17 protein-coding genes and 1 other RNA gene are annotated in these 21,544 nt (G+C 56.9%); 5 read left to right on the forward strand and 13 right to left on the reverse strand.

Annotated elements, in window-relative coordinates; all coding sequences use genetic code 11:
* Nucleotides 1-117: 117 nt before the first annotated feature.
* Nucleotides 118-708 carry a sigma-70 family RNA polymerase sigma factor gene (locus BBCT_RS05760; protein ID WP_003834419.1) on the forward strand — a complete coding sequence of 197 codons (591 nt, stop codon included), beginning with the start codon at nt 118-120 and terminating at the stop codon, nt 706-708.
* A 352-nt stretch (nt 709-1,060) separates the two neighbouring features.
* Here BBCT_RS05760 and secA read toward each other — a convergent pair whose 3' ends face one another.
* Both secA and hpf read right to left on the reverse strand, forming a co-directional pair.
* Nucleotides 1,061-3,937, reverse strand: coding sequence for a preprotein translocase subunit SecA (secA, locus tag BBCT_RS05765; RefSeq protein ID WP_033513099.1), 2,877 nt, complete (start codon nt 3,935-3,937; stop codon nt 1,061-1,063).
* A gap of 213 nt (nt 3,938-4,150) precedes the next feature.
* Nucleotides 4,151-4,810: a ribosome hibernation-promoting factor, HPF/YfiA family gene (hpf, locus tag BBCT_RS05770; RefSeq protein ID WP_003834414.1), complete on the reverse strand. Its 660-nt coding sequence runs from the start codon at nt 4,808-4,810 to the stop codon at nt 4,151-4,153.
* 177 nt (nt 4,811-4,987) lie between these two features.
* On the opposite strand from hpf, the gene rnpB reads away from it, so the two are divergent.
* Nucleotides 4,988-5,350: RNase P RNA component class A (gene rnpB, locus BBCT_RS08695), an RNA gene on the forward strand.
* Between the two features lie 73 nt (nt 5,351-5,423).
* Here rnpB and BBCT_RS05775 read toward each other — a convergent pair.
* The 9 genes from BBCT_RS05775 to miaB form a co-directional block, all read right to left on the reverse strand.
* On the reverse strand, nt 5,424-6,104 hold the full coding sequence (locus tag BBCT_RS05775; RefSeq protein WP_003834413.1) for a regulatory protein RecX: 681 nt from the start codon (nt 6,102-6,104) through the stop codon (nt 5,424-5,426).
* Nucleotides 6,105-6,107: 3 nt separating this feature from the next.
* Entirely contained in the window at nt 6,108-7,292 is a 1,185-nt protein-coding gene (gene recA, locus BBCT_RS05780) for a recombinase RecA (RefSeq protein ID WP_003834411.1), read from the reverse strand.
* A gap of 255 nt (nt 7,293-7,547) precedes the next feature.
* Nucleotides 7,548-7,781 carry a DUF3046 domain-containing protein gene (locus tag BBCT_RS05785; RefSeq protein ID WP_034248537.1) on the reverse strand — a complete coding sequence of 78 codons (234 nt, stop codon included), beginning with the start codon at nt 7,779-7,781 and terminating at the stop codon, nt 7,548-7,550.
* Between the two features lie 90 nt (nt 7,782-7,871).
* Complete coding sequence (locus tag BBCT_RS05790; protein ID WP_003834408.1) at nt 7,872-8,384, reverse strand: helix-turn-helix domain-containing protein; 513 nt, start codon at nt 8,382-8,384, stop codon at nt 7,872-7,874.
* Nucleotides 8,385-8,442: 58 nt separating this feature from the next.
* Nucleotides 8,443-9,009 carry a CinA family protein gene (locus BBCT_RS05795; RefSeq protein WP_003834407.1) on the reverse strand — a complete coding sequence of 189 codons (567 nt, stop codon included), beginning with the start codon at nt 9,007-9,009 and terminating at the stop codon, nt 8,443-8,445.
* A gap of 7 nt (nt 9,010-9,016) precedes the next feature.
* Entirely contained in the window at nt 9,017-9,697 is a 681-nt protein-coding gene (gene pgsA / locus BBCT_RS05800; RefSeq protein ID WP_047750652.1) for a CDP-diacylglycerol--glycerol-3-phosphate 3-phosphatidyltransferase, read from the reverse strand.
* Nucleotides 9,698-9,764: 67 nt separating this feature from the next.
* A complete protein-coding gene (locus tag BBCT_RS05805; RefSeq protein ID WP_033513114.1) occupies nt 9,765-12,563 on the reverse strand; it encodes an FtsK/SpoIIIE family DNA translocase in 2,799 nt (932 codons plus the stop codon).
* A 197-nt stretch (nt 12,564-12,760) separates the two neighbouring features.
* The gene (gene miaA, locus BBCT_RS05810) at nt 12,761-13,744 is read right to left on the reverse strand and encodes a tRNA (adenosine(37)-N6)-dimethylallyltransferase MiaA (protein WP_033513116.1); all 984 of its coding nucleotides are present in this window, start codon (nt 13,742-13,744) and stop codon (nt 12,761-12,763) included.
* A gap of 46 nt (nt 13,745-13,790) precedes the next feature.
* Entirely contained in the window at nt 13,791-15,245 is a 1,455-nt protein-coding gene (miaB, locus tag BBCT_RS05815; RefSeq protein ID WP_003834403.1) for a tRNA (N6-isopentenyl adenosine(37)-C2)-methylthiotransferase MiaB, read from the reverse strand.
* Nucleotides 15,246-15,377: 132 nt separating this feature from the next.
* Between miaB and BBCT_RS05820 the strand changes: the two genes are divergently transcribed.
* Nucleotides 15,378-16,106, forward strand: a complete 729-nt coding sequence (locus BBCT_RS05820) for a GTP pyrophosphokinase (RefSeq protein ID WP_003834402.1) — start codon at nt 15,378-15,380, stop codon at nt 16,104-16,106.
* Here BBCT_RS05820 and BBCT_RS05825 read toward each other — a convergent pair.
* On the reverse strand, nt 16,093-17,088 hold the full coding sequence (locus BBCT_RS05825; RefSeq protein ID WP_003834401.1) for a DMT family transporter: 996 nt from the start codon (nt 17,086-17,088) through the stop codon (nt 16,093-16,095). The genes BBCT_RS05820 and BBCT_RS05825 overlap by 14 nt on opposite strands.
* Before the next feature lie 118 nt (nt 17,089-17,206).
* Entirely contained in the window at nt 17,207-18,040 is an 834-nt protein-coding gene (locus BBCT_RS05830; protein ID WP_033513101.1) for a Bax inhibitor-1/YccA family protein, read from the reverse strand.
* Nucleotides 18,041-18,293: 253 nt separating this feature from the next.
* On the opposite strand from BBCT_RS05830, the gene BBCT_RS05835 reads away from it, so the two are divergent.
* Nucleotides 18,294-20,405, forward strand: coding sequence for a GmrSD restriction endonuclease domain-containing protein (locus tag BBCT_RS05835; RefSeq protein ID WP_033513103.1), 2,112 nt, complete (start codon nt 18,294-18,296; stop codon nt 20,403-20,405).
* Nucleotides 20,406-20,519: 114 nt separating this feature from the next.
* Nucleotides 20,520-21,518, forward strand: coding sequence for an ABC transporter ATP-binding protein (locus BBCT_RS05840; protein ID WP_003834397.1), 999 nt, complete (start codon nt 20,520-20,522; stop codon nt 21,516-21,518).
* Nucleotides 21,519-21,544 lie beyond the last annotated feature (26 nt).

The following is a 21,544-nucleotide window of genomic DNA, read 5'->3' on the forward strand; positions in this document are numbered from 1 at the left end:
TGCCGTCTGTCAGTGTGCATATAACTGGCAGACACATCTCGCTTCATTGTTTTCAAGGCTGGTCTCATATTGCGTCAGCAGGTCTTGAGCAACTTTATATGAGCAAGGCCCAAGAACATGAAGCTTGTTTTTAAGCATGAGGCCCCTATTGCGGGCAATGCATCCGTTACTGAAACATATGAACTTACCCAGGAGGAACTGCTTCCGATGATTAGACGCGATCGTGCGCTGCGTGCTGCGGCTGAACACCGCGACGAAGAAGAGCTGGAATTCCGTGCGCCGCAATGCATTTTGCAGGAACTCTGGAATGCCGAAGAGCGTGTGGCGCACTCCTGTCACCGTTCCGATCGCGTTGGTGGAAGCGCATGGTCGTATGAGGAAATAGCCGGCATCAACCGTGAACCGCAAGAGCATTCGTTATCTCCGGAAGAGCTGCTCATCGAATACGAGACGGCACAAGAACGGAAGCAAGCCGTTCGCCGGGTTCTTGAAGCTTTGCGGACGCTTCCCGATGGACAGCGGAAAGCTGTGGAAAATGTGTACTTCCGCAACCTATCCCAATCCGATGTAGCTCGCAGTAGTGGGATTTCACGTGCAGCCGTTTCCAAACAAATCAATGCTGCTATCAAGAAACTGCGGCGAGTCTGCGACGTATCTGTGAAAGTACGATCGCTTCAAGGTGACTCTGACTTGACTGCATCGAAATAATCTGGAGGCAGGCAACGTGGTATTCGTTTCAGCATTCTCCATACTCGGGAAATCGTTTCGGCGGATGCCGAAGCGTCACCCGAAAAAACAGACGATATGACAGCAAATAAGACAGTGGGCAGTGGGTCGTTGCCGTGGACGTATTGGCTATGGAGATGGAGACCTCGGTCCCTTTGTAAAAAGACCTGTTTTCAACTGGATTTGCGGACCGGAGGTGCGCATTCCAGCCACAGAGGCCATGGACGACATCGATTTTGGGGAATGACATCCGCTGTGTGAACCCCTGATATGGCGATGGCCCAGACAGTATGAAACACACCGACGGGGCCATCGCCTTGGCTTATGCGAAGCGTCACGCCTCATTCTGGCCGTGGCACATCTTGTACTTGCGACCGGAGCCACACGGGCACTGGGCGTTCTTGCCAGTTCCCGGGAAGGTACGGCCATCCGCCCATGGGGAGTGCAATTCCGCGCTCTTCGGACGCTTGTTGGCCGGAACTTTGCCTTCGGCGTGGCTGATCGGCTGCATGCCAACGATGCCAGGTTCGTTCTTCTGCTCGTCGGCCAGTTCGTCGATGACGGTCTTTTCGGACTCATCATCGGTTTCCGGCTCGGCAGGAGCAATTTCGCCGGTAGGTTCGGTCTCGCCTTCCAGTCCCATCACCGCTTCAGCCGCGTTCACGGCCTCATCCTCGTCAGATTCGGTGTCGGTGTCTTCGGTAGTGGCGACACGATCGATATCGACATGGAATAGCAACTGGATGGTCTCCTCCTTGATCGCTTCGATCATGGAGTTGTACATCTGATAGCCCTCGCGCTGGTATTCGACCAACGGATCGCGCTGACCCATGCCACGCAGCCCGATGCCATCCTTGAGATAGTCCATCTCATACAGGTGTTCGCGCCACTTGCGGTCAAGAACCGCGAGCACGACACGACGTTCCAGCTGACGCAGACCCTCTTCACCAAGCTTGCCTTCGAAGTCGGCATACTGGTCCTTGGCGTCGGAAACGATAAGCTCCTGCAGGGCCACGACGGCCTTGTCTCCCTTGAGCTTGGAGACAGCATCCTTGGCTGCTTCTGAATCAACGGCAATCGGGTACACGGCGTTCAGAGCCTTGAACAAGCCTTCCCAATCCCAATCCTTCGGCTTGTCAGAGCCCTTGTTGGCACCCTTGATGTAGCTCAATACCGTCTCGTCGATGAACTTGAGGATATCCTCGTGGATGTCCTCGCCCTTCAGTACGGCCTGACGCTCGGCATAGATGACGGTACGCTGCTTGTTCATCACATCGTCGTACTTGAGCACGTTCTTACGGATTTCGAAGTTGCGTGACTCCACAGCCTTCTGTGCGGTGCGTACGCCCTTGGAAACGCTCTTCGCCTCGATCGGCTCGCCTTCCGGCATACCCTTGGCCATAACGCGGGCCACGAGCTGGGTGTTGAACAGACGCATCAGATCGTCTTCGAGCGACAGGTAGAAACGGGACTCGCCCGGATCGCCTTGACGTCCGGAACGTCCACGCAGCTGATTGTCGATACGGCGGGACTCGTGACGCTCGGTACCGAGCACGTACAGACCACCGAGCTCGACGACCTCTTCATGCTCGTCCTTGACCTGCTCCTTGATTTCGGCCAAGGTGCCCGGCCAACGCTTTTCGTACTCGTCCGGAGTGTCATCCGGAGAGTAGCCTTCGGACTTAAGCTTCGCATCGGCGAGGAATTCGACGTTGCCGCCGAGCATGATATCGGTACCACGGCCTGCCATGTTGGTAGCCACGGTGACGGCGCCCTTACGGCCTGCGACGGCCACGACGGCGGCTTCCTTGTCATGCTGCTTCGCGTTCAGCACCTGGTGGGGAATGTTGGCAACGTCAAGCAGGGAAGACACGATTTCGGAGGATTCCACGGAAGCGGTACCCAGCAGCACCGGCTGGCCCTTCTTGTGACGCTTGGCAACATCGCGCACGATGGCGGCAAGCTTCTCCTTCTTGGTACGGAAGATCAGATCGTCCTTGTCTTCACGAATCATCGGCTTGTTGGTCGGAATCGGGAGCACACCCAGCTTGTAGGTGCCCATGAACTCCGCGGCCTCGGTTTCTGCGGTACCGGTCATGCCCGACAGCTTGTCATACATGCGGAAGTAGTTCTGCAAGGTGATGGTGGCAAAGGTCTGATTCTCAGCCTTGACTTCCACGTTTTCCTTGGCTTCGATTGCCTGGTGCAGACCTTCGTTGTAACGACGACCCGGCAGGATACGACCGGTGTGTTCATCGACGATGAGCACCTCGCCGCCGGTCACCACGTAGTCGCGGTCGCGCAGGAACAGTTCCTTGGCCTTGATGGCGTTGTTCAGGTAGCCGATCAGTGCAGTGTTGTTCGGCTCGTACAGGTTGTCGATGCCGAGATAATCCTCGATCTTGTTGATGCCTGGATCGAGAATGCCGACAACCTTCTTCTTCTCATCGACCTCATAGTCCTCGTCACGGGTGAGCTTGAGCACCAAACGAGCGAACTGGCGGTACCAACGGGTCACGTCGCCTTCGGCCGGACCGGAGATGATCAACGGGGTACGAGCCTCGTCGATGAGGATGGAGTCGACCTCATCGACGATGGCGAAGTGGTGGCCGCGCTGTACCAGATCGGACTTCTCCCATGCCATATTGTCGCGCAGGTAGTCGAAACCGAACTCGTTATTAGTGCCATAGGTGATATCGGCGTTGTACTGCTTACGACGCTCCGGCGGCTTCTGGTTGGTGATGATGCAGCCGGTGCTCATGCCGAGGAAGCGGTAAACACGACCCATGAGTTCGGCCTGATAGCTTGCCAGATAGTCGTTGACGGTGACGACGTGCACGCCCTGGCCATCGAGCGCGTTCAGGTATGCCGGCAGAGTCGCCACGAGGGTCTTGCCTTCACCGGTCTTCATTTCGGCGATGTTGCCCCAGTGCAGCGCCGCGCCGCCCATGAGCTGCACGTCGAAGTGACGCAGGCCCAGCGTGCGCTTGGAGGCCTCGCGCACGGTGGCGAAGGCTTCCGGCATCAGCTTGTCGAGGGACTCGCCATTGTCGAGACGCTGCTTGAACTTGGCGGTCTGGCCCTTGAGCTCCTCGTCATTGAGCGCTGCAATCTCGTCTTCCAGCGCATTGGTTGCCTGAGCGACAAGCTCAAGCTTCTTGATCTGTCGGCCTTCGCCCATTCGCAGAGCTTTGTCAACGATATCTACCACAATCACTCCCTTTGTGTATGCGAGTTACCTCGTCCGAGATTAGTCGCTGTTTAACGATTTCTGAAAAACACCGTCCATTTTACGTAACTTTCAGCGTGTTGCGGCTTTCTACCATTCGGCATACCGTCTGCAGTCATGAAAAAGAGGCCCGCACATACACTGTGCGGGCCCCATTCGGTCAGATTATCTCCCTATCCAACCACGTTGCATGTCTTACTTCGCCACATTCTCCGGGGTGTCGATCTCGAAGACGCCATAGCTCCAACCGTGACGATGGTAGACGACGGACGGACGACCGGTCTCCTTGTTCACGAACAGGAAGAAGTCATGTCCGATCAGCTCCATCTCATACAGCGCCTCATCGATGGTCATCGGCTCCGCGATATGCAGCTTGCGACGGATGACAATCGGAGTGTCGCCTACCTGGACCTCGACGGACTCGCCCGGACCCAGCTCAGCGGCGACAGCATCGGCCGGGCTGTTATTCGGCTCTTCGACCGGCTCCTCGACTTCCGGAGTCGGCTCGACGACGCCAAGATCGACCGGGACCGGATCGCTGTAGCCACGACGATGATCCTTGCGACGATCACGGGTGCGACGCAGACGGAGGGTCAGCTTGTCGAGAGCCATGTCCAAGGCGCTGAACTCGTCGGCGCTCGAAGCCTCGGCACGCACCACGGTACGACCTGCGATGACAGTGATCTCAACGCGCTTGGCAGTATCGGCCTGACGCGGATTGCCCTCATGCGACAGCACAATCTGAACACGCTGCGCATCCGGGGCGATAGCGGTCACACGATTCATCTTGCTTTCGACAACGTCACGGAACCTTTGCTTGATCTGCGTATGACGTCCGGTAACGACGATTTCCATGTGGACCTCCCTAGACTCAAGCGGTGTTACCCGCTATATACGGACCAAACAGCTGCTTCGCTGTTCGGTAGTCATCATTGTAGCCGCAACATTGTGATTTCACTGAAAAGTTGATGCAAGAAAAATAAAGTTTTTTTGATTTTCCTTTCGTCCGTTTTCTTGCTATCATAGTGAGTTTGAGACCTCTTGATGGCCGCGACCGATCCGTCGGTTGAGGAACTTCCGGGCTCCATAGAGCACGATGGCGGATAACGTCCGCCCAGGGCGACCTGAGAGATAGCGCAGCAGAGAACAGACCGCCTATCGGTTTCGACCGATAGGTAAGGGTGAAACGGCGGTGTAAGAGACCACCGGGCCGCTGGTAACAGTCGGCCGCATGGCAAGCCTCATCGGGAGCAAGGCCAAGCAGAAGGCGTTTGAGGGCTGCTCGCCCGAAGCCTTCGGGTAGGCTGCTAGAGCCTGGCGGCAACGTCAGGTCGAGATGGATGGCCATCCGTGCCTGAGGCACGACAGAACCCGGGGTATAAGAGGTCTCACTCTCTTACCACACCGACCAACCCCTGTGGCGAAACAGTGTCCGAAAACCGCATAGCCACTACGCGAATCAGCCGTTTCAGACGAACAATTCCTGTGCGATTTCTCGCAGAACTTCAGGATCATGGCCTTTCCGCCCACCAGCACTCCAGAACCGTCTTTTACGCACTTCGACATCCAACCCAGCAGTTTTTCTTGCTGTCCGACGTCCTAGCTCCCATGCAGCTTCGGCGAACACGCCTTGGGATTCGGCCTCATCGCACACATGTCGCGCAAGTTGGCGGTTCACACCTTTTCGTTTAAGCTCCATAACCGCTCCCCTATACCCCATCAGCCGTGATGCGCAGTACCGCACCGCGGACTGAGCGTACGCCTCGTCGTCGATGAGACGAACCCTAATCAGCCTGGCAATCACATCGTCCACTACTTCAGGAGCGTACCCTTTGCCAACGAGTCGCTCTCTCATCGCACCTGACGGACGCGGTGCCGCATCAAGCAACCGGAGGGCGGCCTCCCTGCACGCATCCAGATCATTCGGATCGTCAGGGGTTCGCGACACGCCAGCCACGACACGCCCTGCGTGTCGCGCGTGTCGCGTACGCTTCGGCGTGTCTTCCTCATCATTGCACAAAACCTGTCCGCAGCCGGATTCGATTCGGCCGTCCTGCAGTCGCCTGCCAGAGGAAAGGGCAGAGCCCCCAGCCTCGGACAATACCGGCTGGAGGCCTTGCTGTTCAAGAAATCGCTCGACACTGATCATATGTCATGCCTTGTCGGCAGGCTTGGAAGACTTTGCCGCACCCTTGGCCGTTTCCGGCTTGGCAGTACCAGCTTTCGCCTTTTCCTCGCCTTTCACATCCTTCGCCGACACATCGTCACCATCCTCGGCGAATTGGTCGGTAGGTTCAATGAGTCCAAATTCGGCTTTCACCTTATTCTCGATCTCTTCAGTGAGCTCCGGGTTGTCTTTGAGGAACTGACGCACGTTCTCACGCCCCTGCCCCAGTTGGTCGCCATCATACGTGAACCACGATCCGGACTTCTTCACGACATTGACCTGCAACGCCATGTCAAGCACAGATCCTTCTTTGGAAATCCCCTCGCCGTACAGCACGTCGAACTCAGCAGTCTTGAACGGTGGAGCCATCTTGTTCTTGACGACCTTGACCTTGGTACGGTTGCCCACAGCCTCATCGCCGTTCTTGATGGTCTGGATGCGACGAATATCCATGCGGACGGACGAGTAGAACTTCAACGCCTTGCCACCGGTGGTCGTTTCCGGATTGCCAAAGAATACGCCGATCTTCTCACGGAGCTGGTTGATGAAGATGGCCGTGGTGCCTGCCTGAGCCAAAGCGCCAGTCATCTTACGCAATGCCTGGCTCATCAGTCGCGCCTGCAAACCGACGTGGCTGTCGCCCATTTCACCTTCGATTTCGGCCTTCGGCACCAATGCCGCCACGGAATCGATGACAATCACGTCAAGCGCACCGGAACGAATCAGCATATCCGCGATCTCCAGCGCCTGTTCGCCGTTATCGGGCTGGGAGACGATCAGCGAATCCGTGTCGACGCCAAGCTTGCGCGCATAGACAGGATCAAGCGCATGCTCCGCATCGATGAACGCGGCGACCCCACCGCTTTTCTGGGCATTGGCCACCACATGCAGCGCCAGCGTGGTCTTGCCGGAGGATTCCGGGCCATAGATCTCCACAATACGGCCCTTCGGCAAACCTCCGATGCCCAATGCCATATCCAACGCTAGTGATCCGGTTGGAATCACCTCGACATCCTGCTCGGGACGATCGCCTAATCGCATGGCCGACCCTTTGCCGAAACTCTTCTCGACCTGCGCAAGCGCCGTATCGAGCGCGGCCTGACGACGCGGGTCGATGCCGTTCGCGGACTTGTTCTGTGCGGCTCCCTTTACCGTGCTCGTCTGTGCCATGACTACTCCTTTTGCCGACTATGACGAATGGTGGCTTCACCGTAAGGCCACAGCATTCGTTCTTGCAAATCCAACGACCGCTGTGGTCGGAAGACGTGCGATCCAACGAGCCATAAACCAACATTCCTTGGAAAATCAACGTTCTCACGCGACCTGAAGAATTTGGAGACAGCCCGTTTAGGTTGTTGTCTGTGGATAACTATATCCCAATATGCGAACATCTGTTCGAAGAGGTGTGTTGTGTTCGAAAAAGGCTCAACGAACCGGCATGGGAGGCGCGTTATGATCTTTGCCCCAACGTTGGGAATCCGGGATACCCATCTGGTCGCAGAGCACATTCCACACCACTCGAGGCTCCTCACCTGCACTAAGCGCGTCGACCACCGTCATACCGCCAAGGCGATCAAGCACCTGATCACGCGCCAACGATCGACCGTAGCTGCGTCCGAGCACTTCCTCAAGCAGCTGCCAAAATTCACGTTCCTGCACGCGCCCCAGTGTACACAGACTTGATTTATATGAGAAAAGAGAAACGCCCGGCGAACAATCGCCGGGCGTCATCATGCCATATTTCACGAATCAGGCAGTCACGGAATCAAGATAGTCAGCCACCATGCGAAGCATCTGGGCTGTGGACAGCCCCAAAGACTGCGCGATGGACGACAGCAGTTCGGAACTGGCTTCCTTCTGCCCGCGTTCCACTTCGGAAAGGTATCCCAGCGACACACCGGCCTTTTCGCTGACCTCGCGAAGCGTCTTGTGGTCTCGCGTGCGCAGGTCACGCAGCACATGGCCGATGGCTTCGCGCAACGAAACCTCCTTGGCCTCATCAGACTGCTCTGGAGCATGCTGCACGGCATGCGCGCGCACACGCTCGGAGTCCTCTTCCTGCCACATTCGCGTCAACGCGGCCTGACGCTCGTCCTTGGCTTTCTTGGCCGCACGCGCACGGAGCACCTGCTGCTGCGCGAACATCACCGCGCGCCTCTGAGCCGGCGTGAGCTCCCTGACACGAGCCCCGGTAGCCTGCGCGGTCGCAGGGGCCATAGCCTTGAGTTCCCGCTGTTCTTTGGTGAGTGTCATCATTTCCATTCATCAGCCCCTTTTTCGTGCGTATCTGTCCACTATGGTCAACACTCATCTTTGTGGATTATTCCTGTGAATCCGCTGAAAGCTCCCTCAGTTTTTGCAGAATACAATACACGACGCCACGCCGTATGCTTTCCCTATCTCCCTGCAGGCGAAGTTCGAAAGCCTCCGTTCGCCTAGAGCGAACAGATCCAAACCCGCTTGGTAGGGAACAGCCGACGTAGGCAAGTCCCGCAGGCTTGTCTCCGTCAGGTCTAGGACCTGCCACACCGGTGGTCGACAATCCGACGACACGATCGCCGTCCTCCTGCTGCCGGTACAGCCTCGCCGTTCCGAAAGCCATCTGGCGCGCCACTTCGGGATGAACAGCCCCCTCTCGGCGCAACAGCTCGGCATCCACACCAAGAATCGACGCCTTGGCACGAATGTCGTATGTCACAGCGGAGCCAAGAAACACTTTCGATGCCCCCGGCACACGCACGAAAGCATCGGCCAGCAAGCCTCCCGTCAACGACTCGGCCGCCGCGATTTTGAAACGATTGGTCTCGCAATATGCAAGAACGGCCGCAGCCAATTCATCGCATTGCGATTGGTTGGCGGCAGCCGTCTGGTTCAAGGATTCAATCATGAATACCCTACTTGGTTTCTTTTCCAGTCTTGCCCGCGGGCTTCTTACGACCGCCGAAAGTATTAACCAGATACTCGCCGCCGGAATACAGGCAGAGAATCAGCGCAAGATAAATCAGCGCATACGTGATGATGTAGTAGACGGTCATCCACATCGGGGTGTCGCCTAACCCTTCCGGAGTCAAGCTCCACATAGGCAGCATCAACATGGCCAGACCGATGCACTGGCAGAGCGTCTTGTACTTGCCCGCCTGGGACGCGGCGATGACCTTGCCGCCCGTGTCGATCACAAAGAAGCGCATGACGGTGATGCCGATCTCACGAATCAGGAACAGGGCGGTTACGACCCAGCCCAGCACCGGATTGACGAATTCGTTGAAGATGGCGGCAACCATCAGTGTGCCGCAGGTGAGCAGTTTGTCGGCAATCGGGTCCATCAGCTTGCCAAGTTCCGTGACCTGGTTGTATTTGCGGGCCATCCAACCGTCAAGCTTATCGGTGCAGGCCGCGATGATGAAAATGACCGCGGCAACCCAACGCATGGTGACGTTGTCCATGCCCCACGCGCCGGCTTTGGCGTACAGCGCCAAAAACACGATGACCAAGATGATACGAGAGAAGGTGACAAGGTTCGGCGGCGCGTTCCAACCGTCAAGCAACGATGATTTGCGTTCTTCTTGCTTTTCCATACCGTTCACGTTACCCTGACACTTCTACTTGCTGACCAATTTGTGTTTCATACGGAGCGTTCCCCAGTCACATCGCCACTTCGGAATCCGCTGTCGAAGAAGCTCCCGAATTCAGCGACGAGGTCTCGCCCTTGATGAAGGCGAGCACCTGCGGAAGGTCCTGGGGCTGCACCAACACCTCGCGCGCCTTGGACCCTTCGGACGGCCCCACGACGCCACGCGACTCCAGCAGATCCATGAGACGTCCCGCCTTGGCGAACCCGACGCGCAGCTTGCGCTGCAACATGGACGTCGAGCCGAACTGCGATGTGACCACCAGTTCCGCCGCCTGCAACAGCACGTCCATATCGCCGCCGATATCTTCATCCGGTTCGATGGCCTTCTTGTCGGCTTCCTTAGCCATTTCCTCGATATCCTCACGGTAATGCGGCTTACGTTGGGTGCGCACGAACTCCACCGCACGACGAATTTCCGATTCGTCGACCCATGCACCCTGCACACGCAACGGTTTGGCCTGTCCCATCGGCAGGAACAGCGCATCGCCCTGCCCGATCAGGGTTTCCGCTCCGGTGGAGTCGAGGATGACTCGAGAATCCGTGGCGGACGAGGTCGCAAAAGCAAGTCGTGAAGGAATATTCGCCTTGATCAGACCGGTGACCACATCAACCGACGGACGCTGGGTGGCAAGCACCAGATGCACACCTGCCGCTCGCGCCAGCTGCGTGATGCGCTGAATGGAGCTTTCCACATCATTCTTGGCCACCATCATAAGATCGGCCATCTCGTCGACGACCACCAGGATGTACGGATATGGGGCAACCTTCCTTTTCGACCCGGCCGGCGCATGCACTTTGCCCGCACGCACGGCCGCATTGAAATCCTTGATGTGGCGGAATCCGAAGAATTCAAGATCGCCGTAGCGAGCATCCATCTCCTTGACCACCCATTCAAGCGCCTGCGCGGCCTTCTTCGGATCGGTGATGATCGGCGTGAGTAGATGCGGGATACCCGCGTATGCCGACAGTTCCACTCGTTTCGGATCAACCATGATCATGCGTACTTGGTCAGGCGTCGCCCTCATGATCACAGATGTCAGCATGGAGTTGATGAAACTGGACTTGCCGGAACCGGTGGCGCCTGCCACCAAAAGATGCGGCATCTTGGTAAGGTCAGCCGTTACAAAATGGCCTTCCACATCCTTACCCACGCCTGTGAGCATCGGGTTCGGATCATTCCTTGCCTTGTCCGAGCGAAGCACGTCGCCAAGCACCACGGTTTCACGGTCGGCGTTCGGTATTTCGATGCCGATGGCGGACTTGCCTTCGATCACCGACAGGATGCGCACGTCGGAGCTGGCCACCGCGTAGGCAATGTTTTTCTGCAGATTGGTAACCTTCTCCACTTTCACGCCAGGACCAAGCTCCACCTCGTACATGGTCACGGATGGGCCTCGCAGAAAGCCGATGACTTTGGCATCGACATTGAATTGCTGGAAGGTGACCGTAAGCGCGCGAATCACACGATCGTTCTCCGGCGTGTGCACGGCGTGCGGCGCACCTTGCTTCAGCATGCCGAGGTCAGGTAGATGGTATGGACCTTCCGGAATCCCGTCGGATTCATCGGAAACGCCTTCTTCGCTCAAGCCGCCATTCAGATCGTTTACGACCTCGTTGGTCGCCGCATCGACCATAACCTGCGTTCCGTTGGATGTGCCGTTCTCATCGATGACCGCCCACGGATCGTCCGCGGCCACGCCGACTGACTTGATTTCACTAGATGGTACCGCTCCAACCATCGCGGGGACGGTTTCTGGAATTTGCGGCATGGTGCCGCTTGCCGTTCCGATCGGGTCTGACGAAAGGGAACGCGCCACAGGCATCTGAGGCATGACGACGGTTCCGCCAGAATCCTGAGCGGAATGTTCACTGGATGAAATGCTGCGCGGCTGCGAAACGCTCTGATATGGTTCGTCAAGCATGGTTTCCGCCGTTTCGCCATGTCGTTCGGCGGCATTGCGAAACGCCTCATCGCCGTCATAGTATTCGAGTCCGTCTTGAGCGCCCTGCTTCTTGGTTTTTGATGATATCAACTGCCTTAAGCGAGAAAGCAGCATCGGCTTCTTCTCTTCGGCTGCCGCATTGTCGGTCCCATCATGCGCCGGCACTCCCTCGGCAAAGGACAGCGTGGCATCTCCGATGCGCACCTCATTCGGGAATTGCTCGGTCTCGTCATCGTCCGCCTTATTTGCACTGAAACCAAAACGGGACATCAACGAGCATACCTTGTCGGGAATCTCATCAACCCGCGTATGGGTGATCATCAACAGCGAAAACAGAATGACGACCACGAAAATAACGATGGCGAACGCTTTGGAAAGCCCCCATGCCAACGGGCAACCAAGCACGTAGCCGAGCAATCCTCCCGCTTTCTGCAGCAACGCCATATCGAAACCTTGGATGTCAGACGCAAGCGCCGCGTCAAGTATGGAACAGATGGACCACAAGATCATGAACCATCCCGTAGCCATACGCGCATTGTCGCTTTTGCGCTGGGTCTTATGCATAAGGCTGAACACCACTAGCATTAGGAAAACCGGCAGAATGACGCTCATCAGGCCAAACAGTCCGGAGGCCATGGCATGGAGCACCTGACCGAACGCACCTTGCACCCGGAACCATTCCGAAGCACAGAACAGTACCGCGAGAATCACCAGAACAAAACATGCGATGTCACGCCTGTACTTGGTCAAGACGCCCATCACTGGCGATGGTTCGACCGTGTCCATGACCTTGGTCTCGCCGGAACGGGCTTTGCCCGCGGACCTTTTGCCGCTGGATTTCGTGTTGGAAGATGCTGTTCGTGCCATAACGGTCATGATTTTACCCATGGGATGCGCCATGACATGACATTTCCTCGAATCGCACACATCTTCTAACTTAGGTGAACACGCAATTTCACTGATTGGATTCCGCCAAGATCGTCACCGTCAAGCTGGGTGCCAAGCCGGAGAAGACCGTGGATAAGGCGGAAAGTTTCGACGAATACGGCAGCGGGGTTTTCATTTCAGGCGAGGTCTCCGAGATGATGCTGGGTGTAGGCGTCCGCCTGCGCGTCTATGGCGTCATAGGCACCTGCATCGGCATGTTCGATGATGGCCATCGCATTGTCCAGCAGCGCCGGATTGAGCGCTTGGAGCCAGTGGATGCGCGGATCGCGACCGAACCATCCCATCTGTTTACGTGCCAGACGCTTCGTTTTCTGCGCGATGTCCATGAACGTGTCGTTCAGGTCACGCAACCCGTCCAAATAGTCGACGACCTGCTGGTAACCGAGCGCTTTGGCCGCGGTGATGCCCAGTTTGGGGCGTATGTGCTCCACTTCTTCGATGAATCCGCCTTCAAGCATCTGCTTGGTGCGAATGTCGATACGACGGTCCAGTTCCTCACGGGACAGATCGAGACCGATTTGCACGGTGGGAATGACGTACCGATAGTGCGGAAGGCTTGCCGAATAGGGGCGTCCCGTCACTTCGATGACTTCCAGCGCGCGGATGGTTCGTCTCGGATTGTGCGGATCCATGCGCGCCGCCGCTTCGGGATCCTTAACCTTCAGCTCGTCGAACAGCGCGCCCGCGCCTTCGGCTTTCTCCCGTTCCTCAAGCGCCTTGCGCACTTGCGGGTCGGTGCCGGGGAAGGAGATGTCGTCGATGGCCGCCCGTGCGTACAGGCCGGAACCTCCAACAAGGATCGGACGCACTCCCCTGGCCTGTAGTTCGGCTATTTTCTCGCGGGCGAGCTCTTGGAACCGCGCCACGGACATGGCATCGTCCGGTTCGATTATATCGATGAGATGATGCCTGACCTGCGCCTGCTCCTCCGGGCTCGCTTTGGCCGTGCCGATATCCATGCCCCGATACATCTGGTATGCGTCGGCGTTGATGATTTCCGCCTGTTCGCCTTTGCACGCCAACGCTTTGGCGACGGCAATGCCCAACCCGGTTTTGCCGGATGCGGTTGGTCCGACAATGGATACGACCTTACGCTGCATGGCAGAATAGGCGTCCCCTGTTTCGCCTGTTTTCTCAGAGGTCTGCTCAGTGTCGAACGGCATAGGTCTGCCCCGCCTTCAGATCGGGATCGGCAATGAGGTTGTGGCGCCCCGCATGGGTGATGGTGGCGGTCACGAAATCGCCTACCTGCGGCATCGGCTCGCCTTCGGGCACACCGACGTGCACGAGCACGCCGGTTTTCTCGCGCCCGGTGACGCGATGGGTCGCGGCGTCCTTCTTGCCGGATGCGCCGGTGACCATCACTTCGACGTCACGGCCTTCGAAGGTTTTGAGATTTTCTTCGGTGATGCGTTCCTGCAATGCCACGAGTCGTTCGAACCGGTCTTGGACCACATCGTGCGGCACCTGCTCCATTTCAGCGGCCGGAGTGCCTGGGCGCGGCGAATAGATGAAGGTGAATGCGGACGCGAATCTCGCCTCCTCCACCACGCGCAGGGTTTCTTGGAAGTCCTCTTCGGTTTCACCCGGGAAACCGACGATGATGTCGGTGGAGATCTGCGCATCCGGCATGGCCTCACGTATTTTGCGCAGAATGTCAAGGAACTTCGCGGAACGATACGAACGGCGCATGGCGCGCAGGATTCGGTCGGATCCGGACTGCAGCGGGAAGTGCAGCTGGTGCATGACATTGGGCGTTTCGGCCATGGCTGCGATCACGTCGTCGGTGAAGGCGGCGGGATGCGGCGAAGTGAATCGCACGCGCTCCAATCCTTCGATCTCACCGCATGCGCGTAGTAGCTTGGAGAAGGCGAAACGGTCGCCGATGCCGTAACCGAACGAGTTCACGTTCTGGCCGAGCAGCGTGACTTCCTTGGCTCCTTCGTCCACGCACTGGCGGATTTCGGCAAGAATGTCTCCCGGGCGACGATCATGTTCCTTGCCTCGGGTGGTAGGCACGATGCAGAATGTGCAGGTGTTGTTGCATCCGACGGAGATGGCCACCCAGCTTGAAACCTTCGACGCACGGTCGGTGGGAAGCTGGCTTGGGAAGTAATTGAGTTCCTCTTTGACCTTGACCTGGGCGTGACCTTCGATACGTGCCTGATCGAGCAGCTGCGGCAGTGAACCGATGTTCTTCGTGCCGAACACGGCGTCGACCCATGGCGCTTTTTTTGCGATTTTCTCACGGTCGAGCTGCGCCATACAGCCGCCGACGGCGATCTGCAGGTTCGGGCGCTGGCGCTTCCTTTCGGCCCACAGGCCGATGGTGCCGTACATGCGCTCCGCCGCGTTTTCTCGCACCGCGCACGTGTTCATGACGATGAGATCCACGTCATGGTCAAGGTATTGCTCTTCGGTGGCGGGCACGTAGCCGTCCGCTTCAAGCACGCCTGAGATACGTTCGGAATCGTGCACGTTCATCTGGCATCCGAGGGTGTGCACATAGAACACGCCTTTGCCTCGCGTGGCGGTGTCTCCCGTGGTGGGTTCCGCAAGTTTCGAGGCGCGCTCCGCCTCGGTCATCATGTCTTCGTTCATAATGTTCCATGCTATCGGCAGGGATTCCCAGCACGCGCCGTACTATGCGTGGCATGTTGAAAGATTGAAGGGATAACGTTTTTTCAGCGCTTTTTCAGTTTTCCATGCCCCTTTTGGGTACACTATGGAACCGTGATACTTGATAGACAAAGCCGCATCAATACCAGTGAACTGCAGGCGCGATTGAAATCGGTAAGTTTCGACGACGGTCCGTTGCCATCCGATCAGATCACCGAATTCATCGATCAAATGCAGGTGTACGAAGGTGCGATGTATGAGATTAGCACCAAGTTGGAGATTCTTGATTCCGAATTCCAAGTGCGTTTCTCCCATAACCCCATCCATCATATGGAACGCAGGTTGAAGTCCGTCAATTCCATTCTCGGCAAGTTGAAACGTAAGGAGCTGCCGCTGACGGTGGAGTCGGTCAAAGACAATCTGTTTGACGTGGCCGGCATTCGTGTGATCTGCAATTATCGCGATGACGTGTATTCAGTATCGAATTATCTGTCTGCCCAGAACGATATTCAGGTGTTGCGCGTGAAGGATTACATCAAGAATCCGAAGCAGAATGGTTACCGTTCGCTGCATGTGATTTACGCGGTACCTGTTTTTCTGTCTTCCGGACCGCATTACACGCCTGTGGAAGTGCAGTTCCGCACTATCGCCATGGATTATTGGGCGAGTTTGGAGCACGCGCTGCGCTATAAGACGGATCTGCCTGACACAAAGCTGTCGGAGCATTCGCAAACGCTGCTTGATTGCGCGAGGAGTCTGCAGAATATCGAAACGCAGATGCAAAACATCCACCGCGACATTAATGGCGCGCCTCAGGTTGGCGAGGCTCCTAAGGCCGATTGACGTCCACCTGCCTGCATTTGACCGCGTGCAGAAGCTGATCGATGGGCAGCTGGGCGAGTATGGTGCCCGCGAAGATGAGCGCGCAGCCGATGTAGGCTCGGGTGGTCATGATCTCGCCAAGCAGGAGTGCGCCGCCGACCGCGGAGAAGAACGATTCGAGCGACATGATCACGGACGCTCTGGTCGGAGGCACAAGTCGTTGCCCTATAACCTGAAGCGTATAGGCTACGCCAGCGGAGCAGACGCCCGTATAGACGATGGCGATCCAGCTTTGCGCGGCACCGGCCCAGTCGATGGATCCTTCGATGATAGAGCCAATCCAGCTGAGAATCGCGGTGGTGGTGATCTGCCCGAATGAAAGCAGGATGGGGTCCATGCCTCGCCCGAAGGTGTCTATGACGAGGATATGCCCTGCGAAGAGGACCGCGGTGAACAGCAGCACCATGTCCGCCAGGGTGATAGATCCGAATCCATCGGTGACGCACAGTAGGTAGAAGCCGATAACGGAGATGGCGACGCTGATGATGACGCTGAGGTGCACTCGTCGACGCAGTATGACGAAGGCAAGCAGCGGAGTCATAACGATGTATAGCGCGGTGATGAAGCCGGATCGTCCCGCCGACCCAGAGTAAAGAATGCCGTATTGTTGGACGGTACTTGCGGTGAAAAGCACGATTCCGCAGGTGATGCTGACCACGATGGGATTGCCGGTCCATTTCGGCATGGCAACGATTGCGCCGTTGCCGAGGGTGATGGACGGTTTTCCTTGGGTTTCACGGCGTTTACGCTCTTGTTCCGCTATGGTGTTGCGGCGAAACCAAAGCAACGGTATCAACGAGATGGACCCAAGGGTGAATCGGGTAGCTCCGAAGAACAGCGGTGTTGTGGAGTCCATGCCTTGCACTTGCGACACGAATGCGAATCCCCAAATGAGGGCCGCCAGTACGAGGCACGCCATTCCGCCAATCTCTTTTCTTTGCATGATCACCCACCGTAAAGCATGTCTTTTACCAACGGATAAAGCCTGACCACATTCTGGTCAGGCTTTATCCGTTACGTCGACTGAGGAGCAATGCCGGGAACGCTCCGTCATTTGGATTTCAGTCGCGATTGCCAAGGAGCTGGAGAATATACATGAACATGTTCACGAAATCCAAATACAGATTCAGCGCGCAAAGGATGGAAACCTTCTTGATCATTTCGGGTCCTTGGGCGGAATACTGTTCAAGCATGGCGCGGGTGGCTTGGGCGTCGTAGACGGTCATACCAGCGAAAAGCAGGAGGCCGATGGCGGAGACGATCATGAGGGTGGTGTTGCCGGGAGCGAAGATCATGAGAATCACTTCGGCGAAGATAAGCATGATGAGGCCGACGAAAAGGATGGGGCCGGCCTTGAGCATATTGATCTTGGTGGTGCGTCCGAGCATGGTAAGCGCGAAGAAGAAGCCGGCACACAATGCGAGGGAAATGCCGATGGTACCAAGATCGTAGGCCATGAAGATGGTGCTAAGGGTGAAGCCCATGAGCGCCGCATACACGTAGAACATGACGTATGCGGTGGAGACCTTCATCTTATGGATGCGCGCGCCAAGGTATATGGCAAGCACGATTTCAATGATGGCGGGGGCGAAGATGCCGATGATGCCCGTGGTTTGGATGAGTGCCAGGTACGCGCCGCTCATTTGGGTGATAATGGCGACCACGGCGGTGACGATCAAACCGAGAGTCATGTGCGTGTATGCGCTGTTGACGGAACTGCGTTCGGCCTGCTCGTAGGAATAGCTGGCCTGCACGTTGACTGCGGCGGTACCGTTGGGCGCGTAGGCATATTGCGGCTGCGCATTGTACTGGTTGTACTGTTGGTTGTACTGGTATTGATTGTTGAAGCCGTTATTCTGGGCGTTGTTGCCCTGGGGCTGCTGACCGAATGCCATAATCGCTCCTTTTTTGCTCGATTGCGCATCACGATACGGCATTTTCCTGACGATTTCATGAATATTGGCTTAATCTCGTATTTTCTTCAAAGCCTGCATAGGTTTCGCATTCGACACGGGGAGTGCGCCGAACGCGAAAGACTGGGATCGAAATGAAGCTCAGCACCAAACCGAGCGCGCCGACCTGCCGCCACGACTATGACATCACACACTCGTACACTTGAACACAGAGCAACGCAACGAGGGGAACGCCATGTCAATCAACGCAACGGAAAAACCATTAGGCAAGATTTTCACTTCGGATTACCGATTCGTCATCCCATCATTCCAACGCGCGTACACCTGGCAAACGGAAAACATCGCGCAACTGGTCACCGATCTGCAGGATGCATGTCACAATCCAGGCACACCGTATTTCCTCGGATCGCTAATCCTCGTCTGTGATGGGCAAACCAAATACCAGGTCATCGACGGACAACAACGCCTCATCTCACTTTCCATCATCATTTCCGTACTGCGCGAACTGGAAGACGACCCCGAACTCATCGAAAGCCTCAACGACCTCATCGTCGAACCAGGAGACAAACTACGCGGCATCAAAGCCGAGCCACGCCTCAAATTACGCGAACGCGACACCAATTTCTTCCGCATGTACGTACAGGAAGGTGATCTGGAGGGACTGTTCGACCTGCGCGACAACGACATCGAATCGCACGCGCAACGCAACATCGCCATCAACACCAGACAAGTATTCGACGAACTCGCGAAAATGCCAACCCAAGACCGCCGCGCATTTGCCTCATATCTCGTCAACGAAGTCACCCTCGTCATCGTAACCACCGATGACCTCGCCGGCGCGCACCGCATCTTCGACGTCATGAACATGCGCGGAGTACCCCTCACCGCATCCGACGTATTCAAAGCAAGAACCATCGCGGAAATCTCCCCAGCCGCACGCAACGCCTACGCCTCCCGCTGGGACGACATCATGGACCCGCTCGGCGATGACGCACAAACACTTGAAGCGTTCTTCAGCGACATCCACCTCATCATCTCGCATAAAGCCGTCTGCACGCAACTGCTTGAGGAATTCCACAAAGACGTGCTCAAACCATACGCCAAGAAACAGAACGTCATCTCCTTCATCGACGATCTGCTAGCCCCCTACGCTAACGCCTGGCGCATCATCGACCACCCGACCGACGCCAACCTGCCAGATGACATCATCGGCCAACTCGTCGCACTCAACGACTATCAGACCACCGACTGGAAACCGGTGGCCATGTGGGCGCTCGTCAACTCCATCCGCAACCTCGGCAACCCCGGCACACGCATATTCTCCACTCCAGGCACACACGCGCCAACAGCCACACGCACCTCGAAAAAAGACCTCGAAGAACCACAGCTGCACGACCTCGAACGACTCCACGACGTACTCGTGGCCCTGGAACGCGCAACCGGCGTAGATAGTCTCAACAGACAAACCCCACTCAGCCGCCGCACACGCTCAGCCAGCACCATCCGCGACCTCGACAAAAACCACACCATCCAACAAATCCGAGGACTGCTCATCACCGACGAAGACCGTCGCAGCGCGCTCGCCCACCTGCGTGGCGAGTTGCAGACCAGTCCCGCCATGAGGAAACTGCTGCTGGTACGTGCCAACGAGCAGCGGGCCGGGCATCGTATCATCCGTCCACGTAGCCTCAATGCTTTGCCGATCATGCCGGAGCAGGTAGTTTCCGATTCATCGTTCGCCACATGGCCTGAAGCGACGCGCGACCATTGGGCCAACCGCATCGGCAATCTTGCGCTCAGCCAAGCCAACGACAAGCAGATTGCAGAATTGGTCTCTTATGAGGACCGTCGTGACCGCATGCTGCTGTCTCCGAGTTCCAAACGATTCCCACTCACCGCGGAGCTGGCCGACATCGCGGACTGCACGCCCCAAACCTTGCAGTATCGACAGGATGAGACCGTTCGTCTGATCGCCGACTATTGGAATATCCGCTATGATGCCGAACGCAATGATCTGTCCACGCTCAGCGAGGAATCGTTGAGCGTTAAGGATACGTCCACCTCGCCGACGTCCAAACGTGTGTCCATCGCGCAGGTGCTTGAGGCAGGTCTGCTTATTCCCGGCGAGACGCTGGTGTGGGATCGGCCTCGCAAGGGCGAACGTTGGGTGGCGACCGTCACCGCGGAAGGCAAGCTGCGCATGGATGACGGCAACGAATATTCCACGCCGACCGCGGCCGCACGCGCCGTCGGCGGCAGTTCGGCGGGATTGACCGTATGGAAACGCACGTCGAACGGCCAAAAGCTCAGCGACGTGTGGAAGACCTATCGTCTGCGCACACGCTGAGGCCGGTGTCCGTTGGCCGCTTGCGTGGGTTTGCCATTGGCCATCGGAGAGAATGGAATCATCATCGAACAACGACCGCCATCGTCGGTGGAACATGTGAGGTAAGGAGTTGCTATGAACGGGCATATGGAACGCGTCACTGATGAGCGTTTCGGCAGCGCGGTCAAGGTGTCGAAGCTGGTCAAACGGTATGGAGATATGCTTGCGCTTGACTATTTCGACCTTGACGTGCGTGAAGATGAGATTTTCGGTTTGCTTGGCCCGAATGGTTCAGGCAAGACCACTGCGATCAATTGCATTCTCGCGTTGCTCACGTTCGATGAGGGCACGGTGCGCGTGTTCGGCGAACCGATAGGCCCGACCAGTTATGCGCTGAAACGTCGCATTGGCATTGTGCCTCAGAATGTTGCCGTGTTCAACGAGCTGACTGTTGAGGAGAATATCGATTATTTCTGCTCATTGTATGTTCCCGACAGGGCTCGTCGCCATGCGATGGTTGAGGATGCGCTGGATTTCGTGGGCTTGCGCGATTACCGCAAGTTCCGTCCGTCGAAACTGTCGGGAGGTTTGCTTCGCCGATTGAACATCGCATGCGGTGTGGCGCATAAGCCGGATCTGATTTTCTTCGACGAGCCGACCGTTGCCGTCGACCCGCAAAGCCGCAATGCGATTCTGGAAGGCATTCAGCGGCTTAACCGCGAAGGCGCGACGGTGATTTACACGAGCCACTACATGGAGGAGGTCGAACAGATCTGCGACCGCATCCTCATCATGGACCACGGCAGGCATCTGGCATTAGGCACTGCCGACGAGTTGAAGACGATGATTGACACCGGCGAACGTATCAACGTGGAAACCGATGACTTGGGCGGTACTCACGATGAGCCCGGCACAAGGAAGACGTTGGAAGAGCTGAGAGCGCTGCCATGTGTGGTCGGCGCCGATTATGACGGTCACGAATTGACGGTGCGTTGCCGCAGAGGCGATCACAATCTTCTTGACGTACTGACGTTGCTGAAAACCAACGGCACGAATATCGGACATCTTTCCTCCCGGCAACCGACGCTGAACGACGTGTTCCTCGAGCTGACCGGCACCGCGTTGCGCGACTAATGGAAACCATAATCTGAAAGGTCTGT

The organism is Bifidobacterium catenulatum DSM 16992 = JCM 1194 = LMG 11043, assembly GCF_001025195.1.
Taxonomy (GTDB): domain Bacteria; phylum Actinomycetota; class Actinomycetes; order Actinomycetales; family Bifidobacteriaceae; genus Bifidobacterium; species Bifidobacterium catenulatum.

Bases quoted from the DNA above. Each gene is read 5' to 3' on its own strand.
- BBCT_RS05760 (WP_003834419.1), top strand. From the start codon at position 118: ATGAAGCTTGTTTTTAAGCATGAGGCCCCTATTGCGGGCAATGCATCC.
- hpf (WP_003834414.1), bottom strand. From the start codon at position 4,810: ATGGAAATCGTCGTTACCGGACGTCATACGCAGATCAAGCAAAGGTTC.
- BBCT_RS05775 (WP_003834413.1), bottom strand. From the start codon at position 6,104: ATGATCAGTGTCGAGCGATTTCTTGAACAGCAAGGCCTCCAGCCGGTA.
- recA (WP_003834411.1), bottom strand. From the start codon at position 7,292: ATGGCACAGACGAGCACGGTAAAGGGAGCCGCACAGAACAAGTCCGCG.
- BBCT_RS05790 (WP_003834408.1), bottom strand. From the start codon at position 8,384: ATGGAAATGATGACACTCACCAAAGAACAGCGGGAACTCAAGGCTATG.
- BBCT_RS05795 (WP_003834407.1), bottom strand. From the start codon at position 9,009: ATGATTGAATCCTTGAACCAGACGGCTGCCGCCAACCAATCGCAATGC.
- pgsA (WP_047750652.1), bottom strand. From the start codon at position 9,697: ATGGAAAAGCAAGAAGAACGCAAATCATCGTTGCTTGACGGTTGGAAC.
- BBCT_RS05805 (WP_033513114.1), bottom strand. From the start codon at position 12,563: ATGGCACGAACAGCATCTTCCAACACGAAATCCAGCGGCAAAAGGTCC.
- miaA (WP_033513116.1), bottom strand. From the start codon at position 13,744: ATGCAGCGTAAGGTCGTATCCATTGTCGGACCAACCGCATCCGGCAAA.
- miaB (WP_003834403.1), bottom strand. From the start codon at position 15,245: ATGAACGAAGACATGATGACCGAGGCGGAGCGCGCCTCGAAACTTGCG.
- BBCT_RS05825 (WP_003834401.1), bottom strand. From the start codon at position 17,088: ATGCAAAGAAAAGAGATTGGCGGAATGGCGTGCCTCGTACTGGCGGCC.
- BBCT_RS05830 (WP_033513101.1), bottom strand. From the start codon at position 18,040: ATGGCATTCGGTCAGCAGCCCCAGGGCAACAACGCCCAGAATAACGGC.
- BBCT_RS05835 (WP_033513103.1), top strand. From the start codon at position 18,294: ATGTCAATCAACGCAACGGAAAAACCATTAGGCAAGATTTTCACTTCG.
- BBCT_RS05840 (WP_003834397.1), top strand. From the start codon at position 20,520: ATGAACGGGCATATGGAACGCGTCACTGATGAGCGTTTCGGCAGCGCG.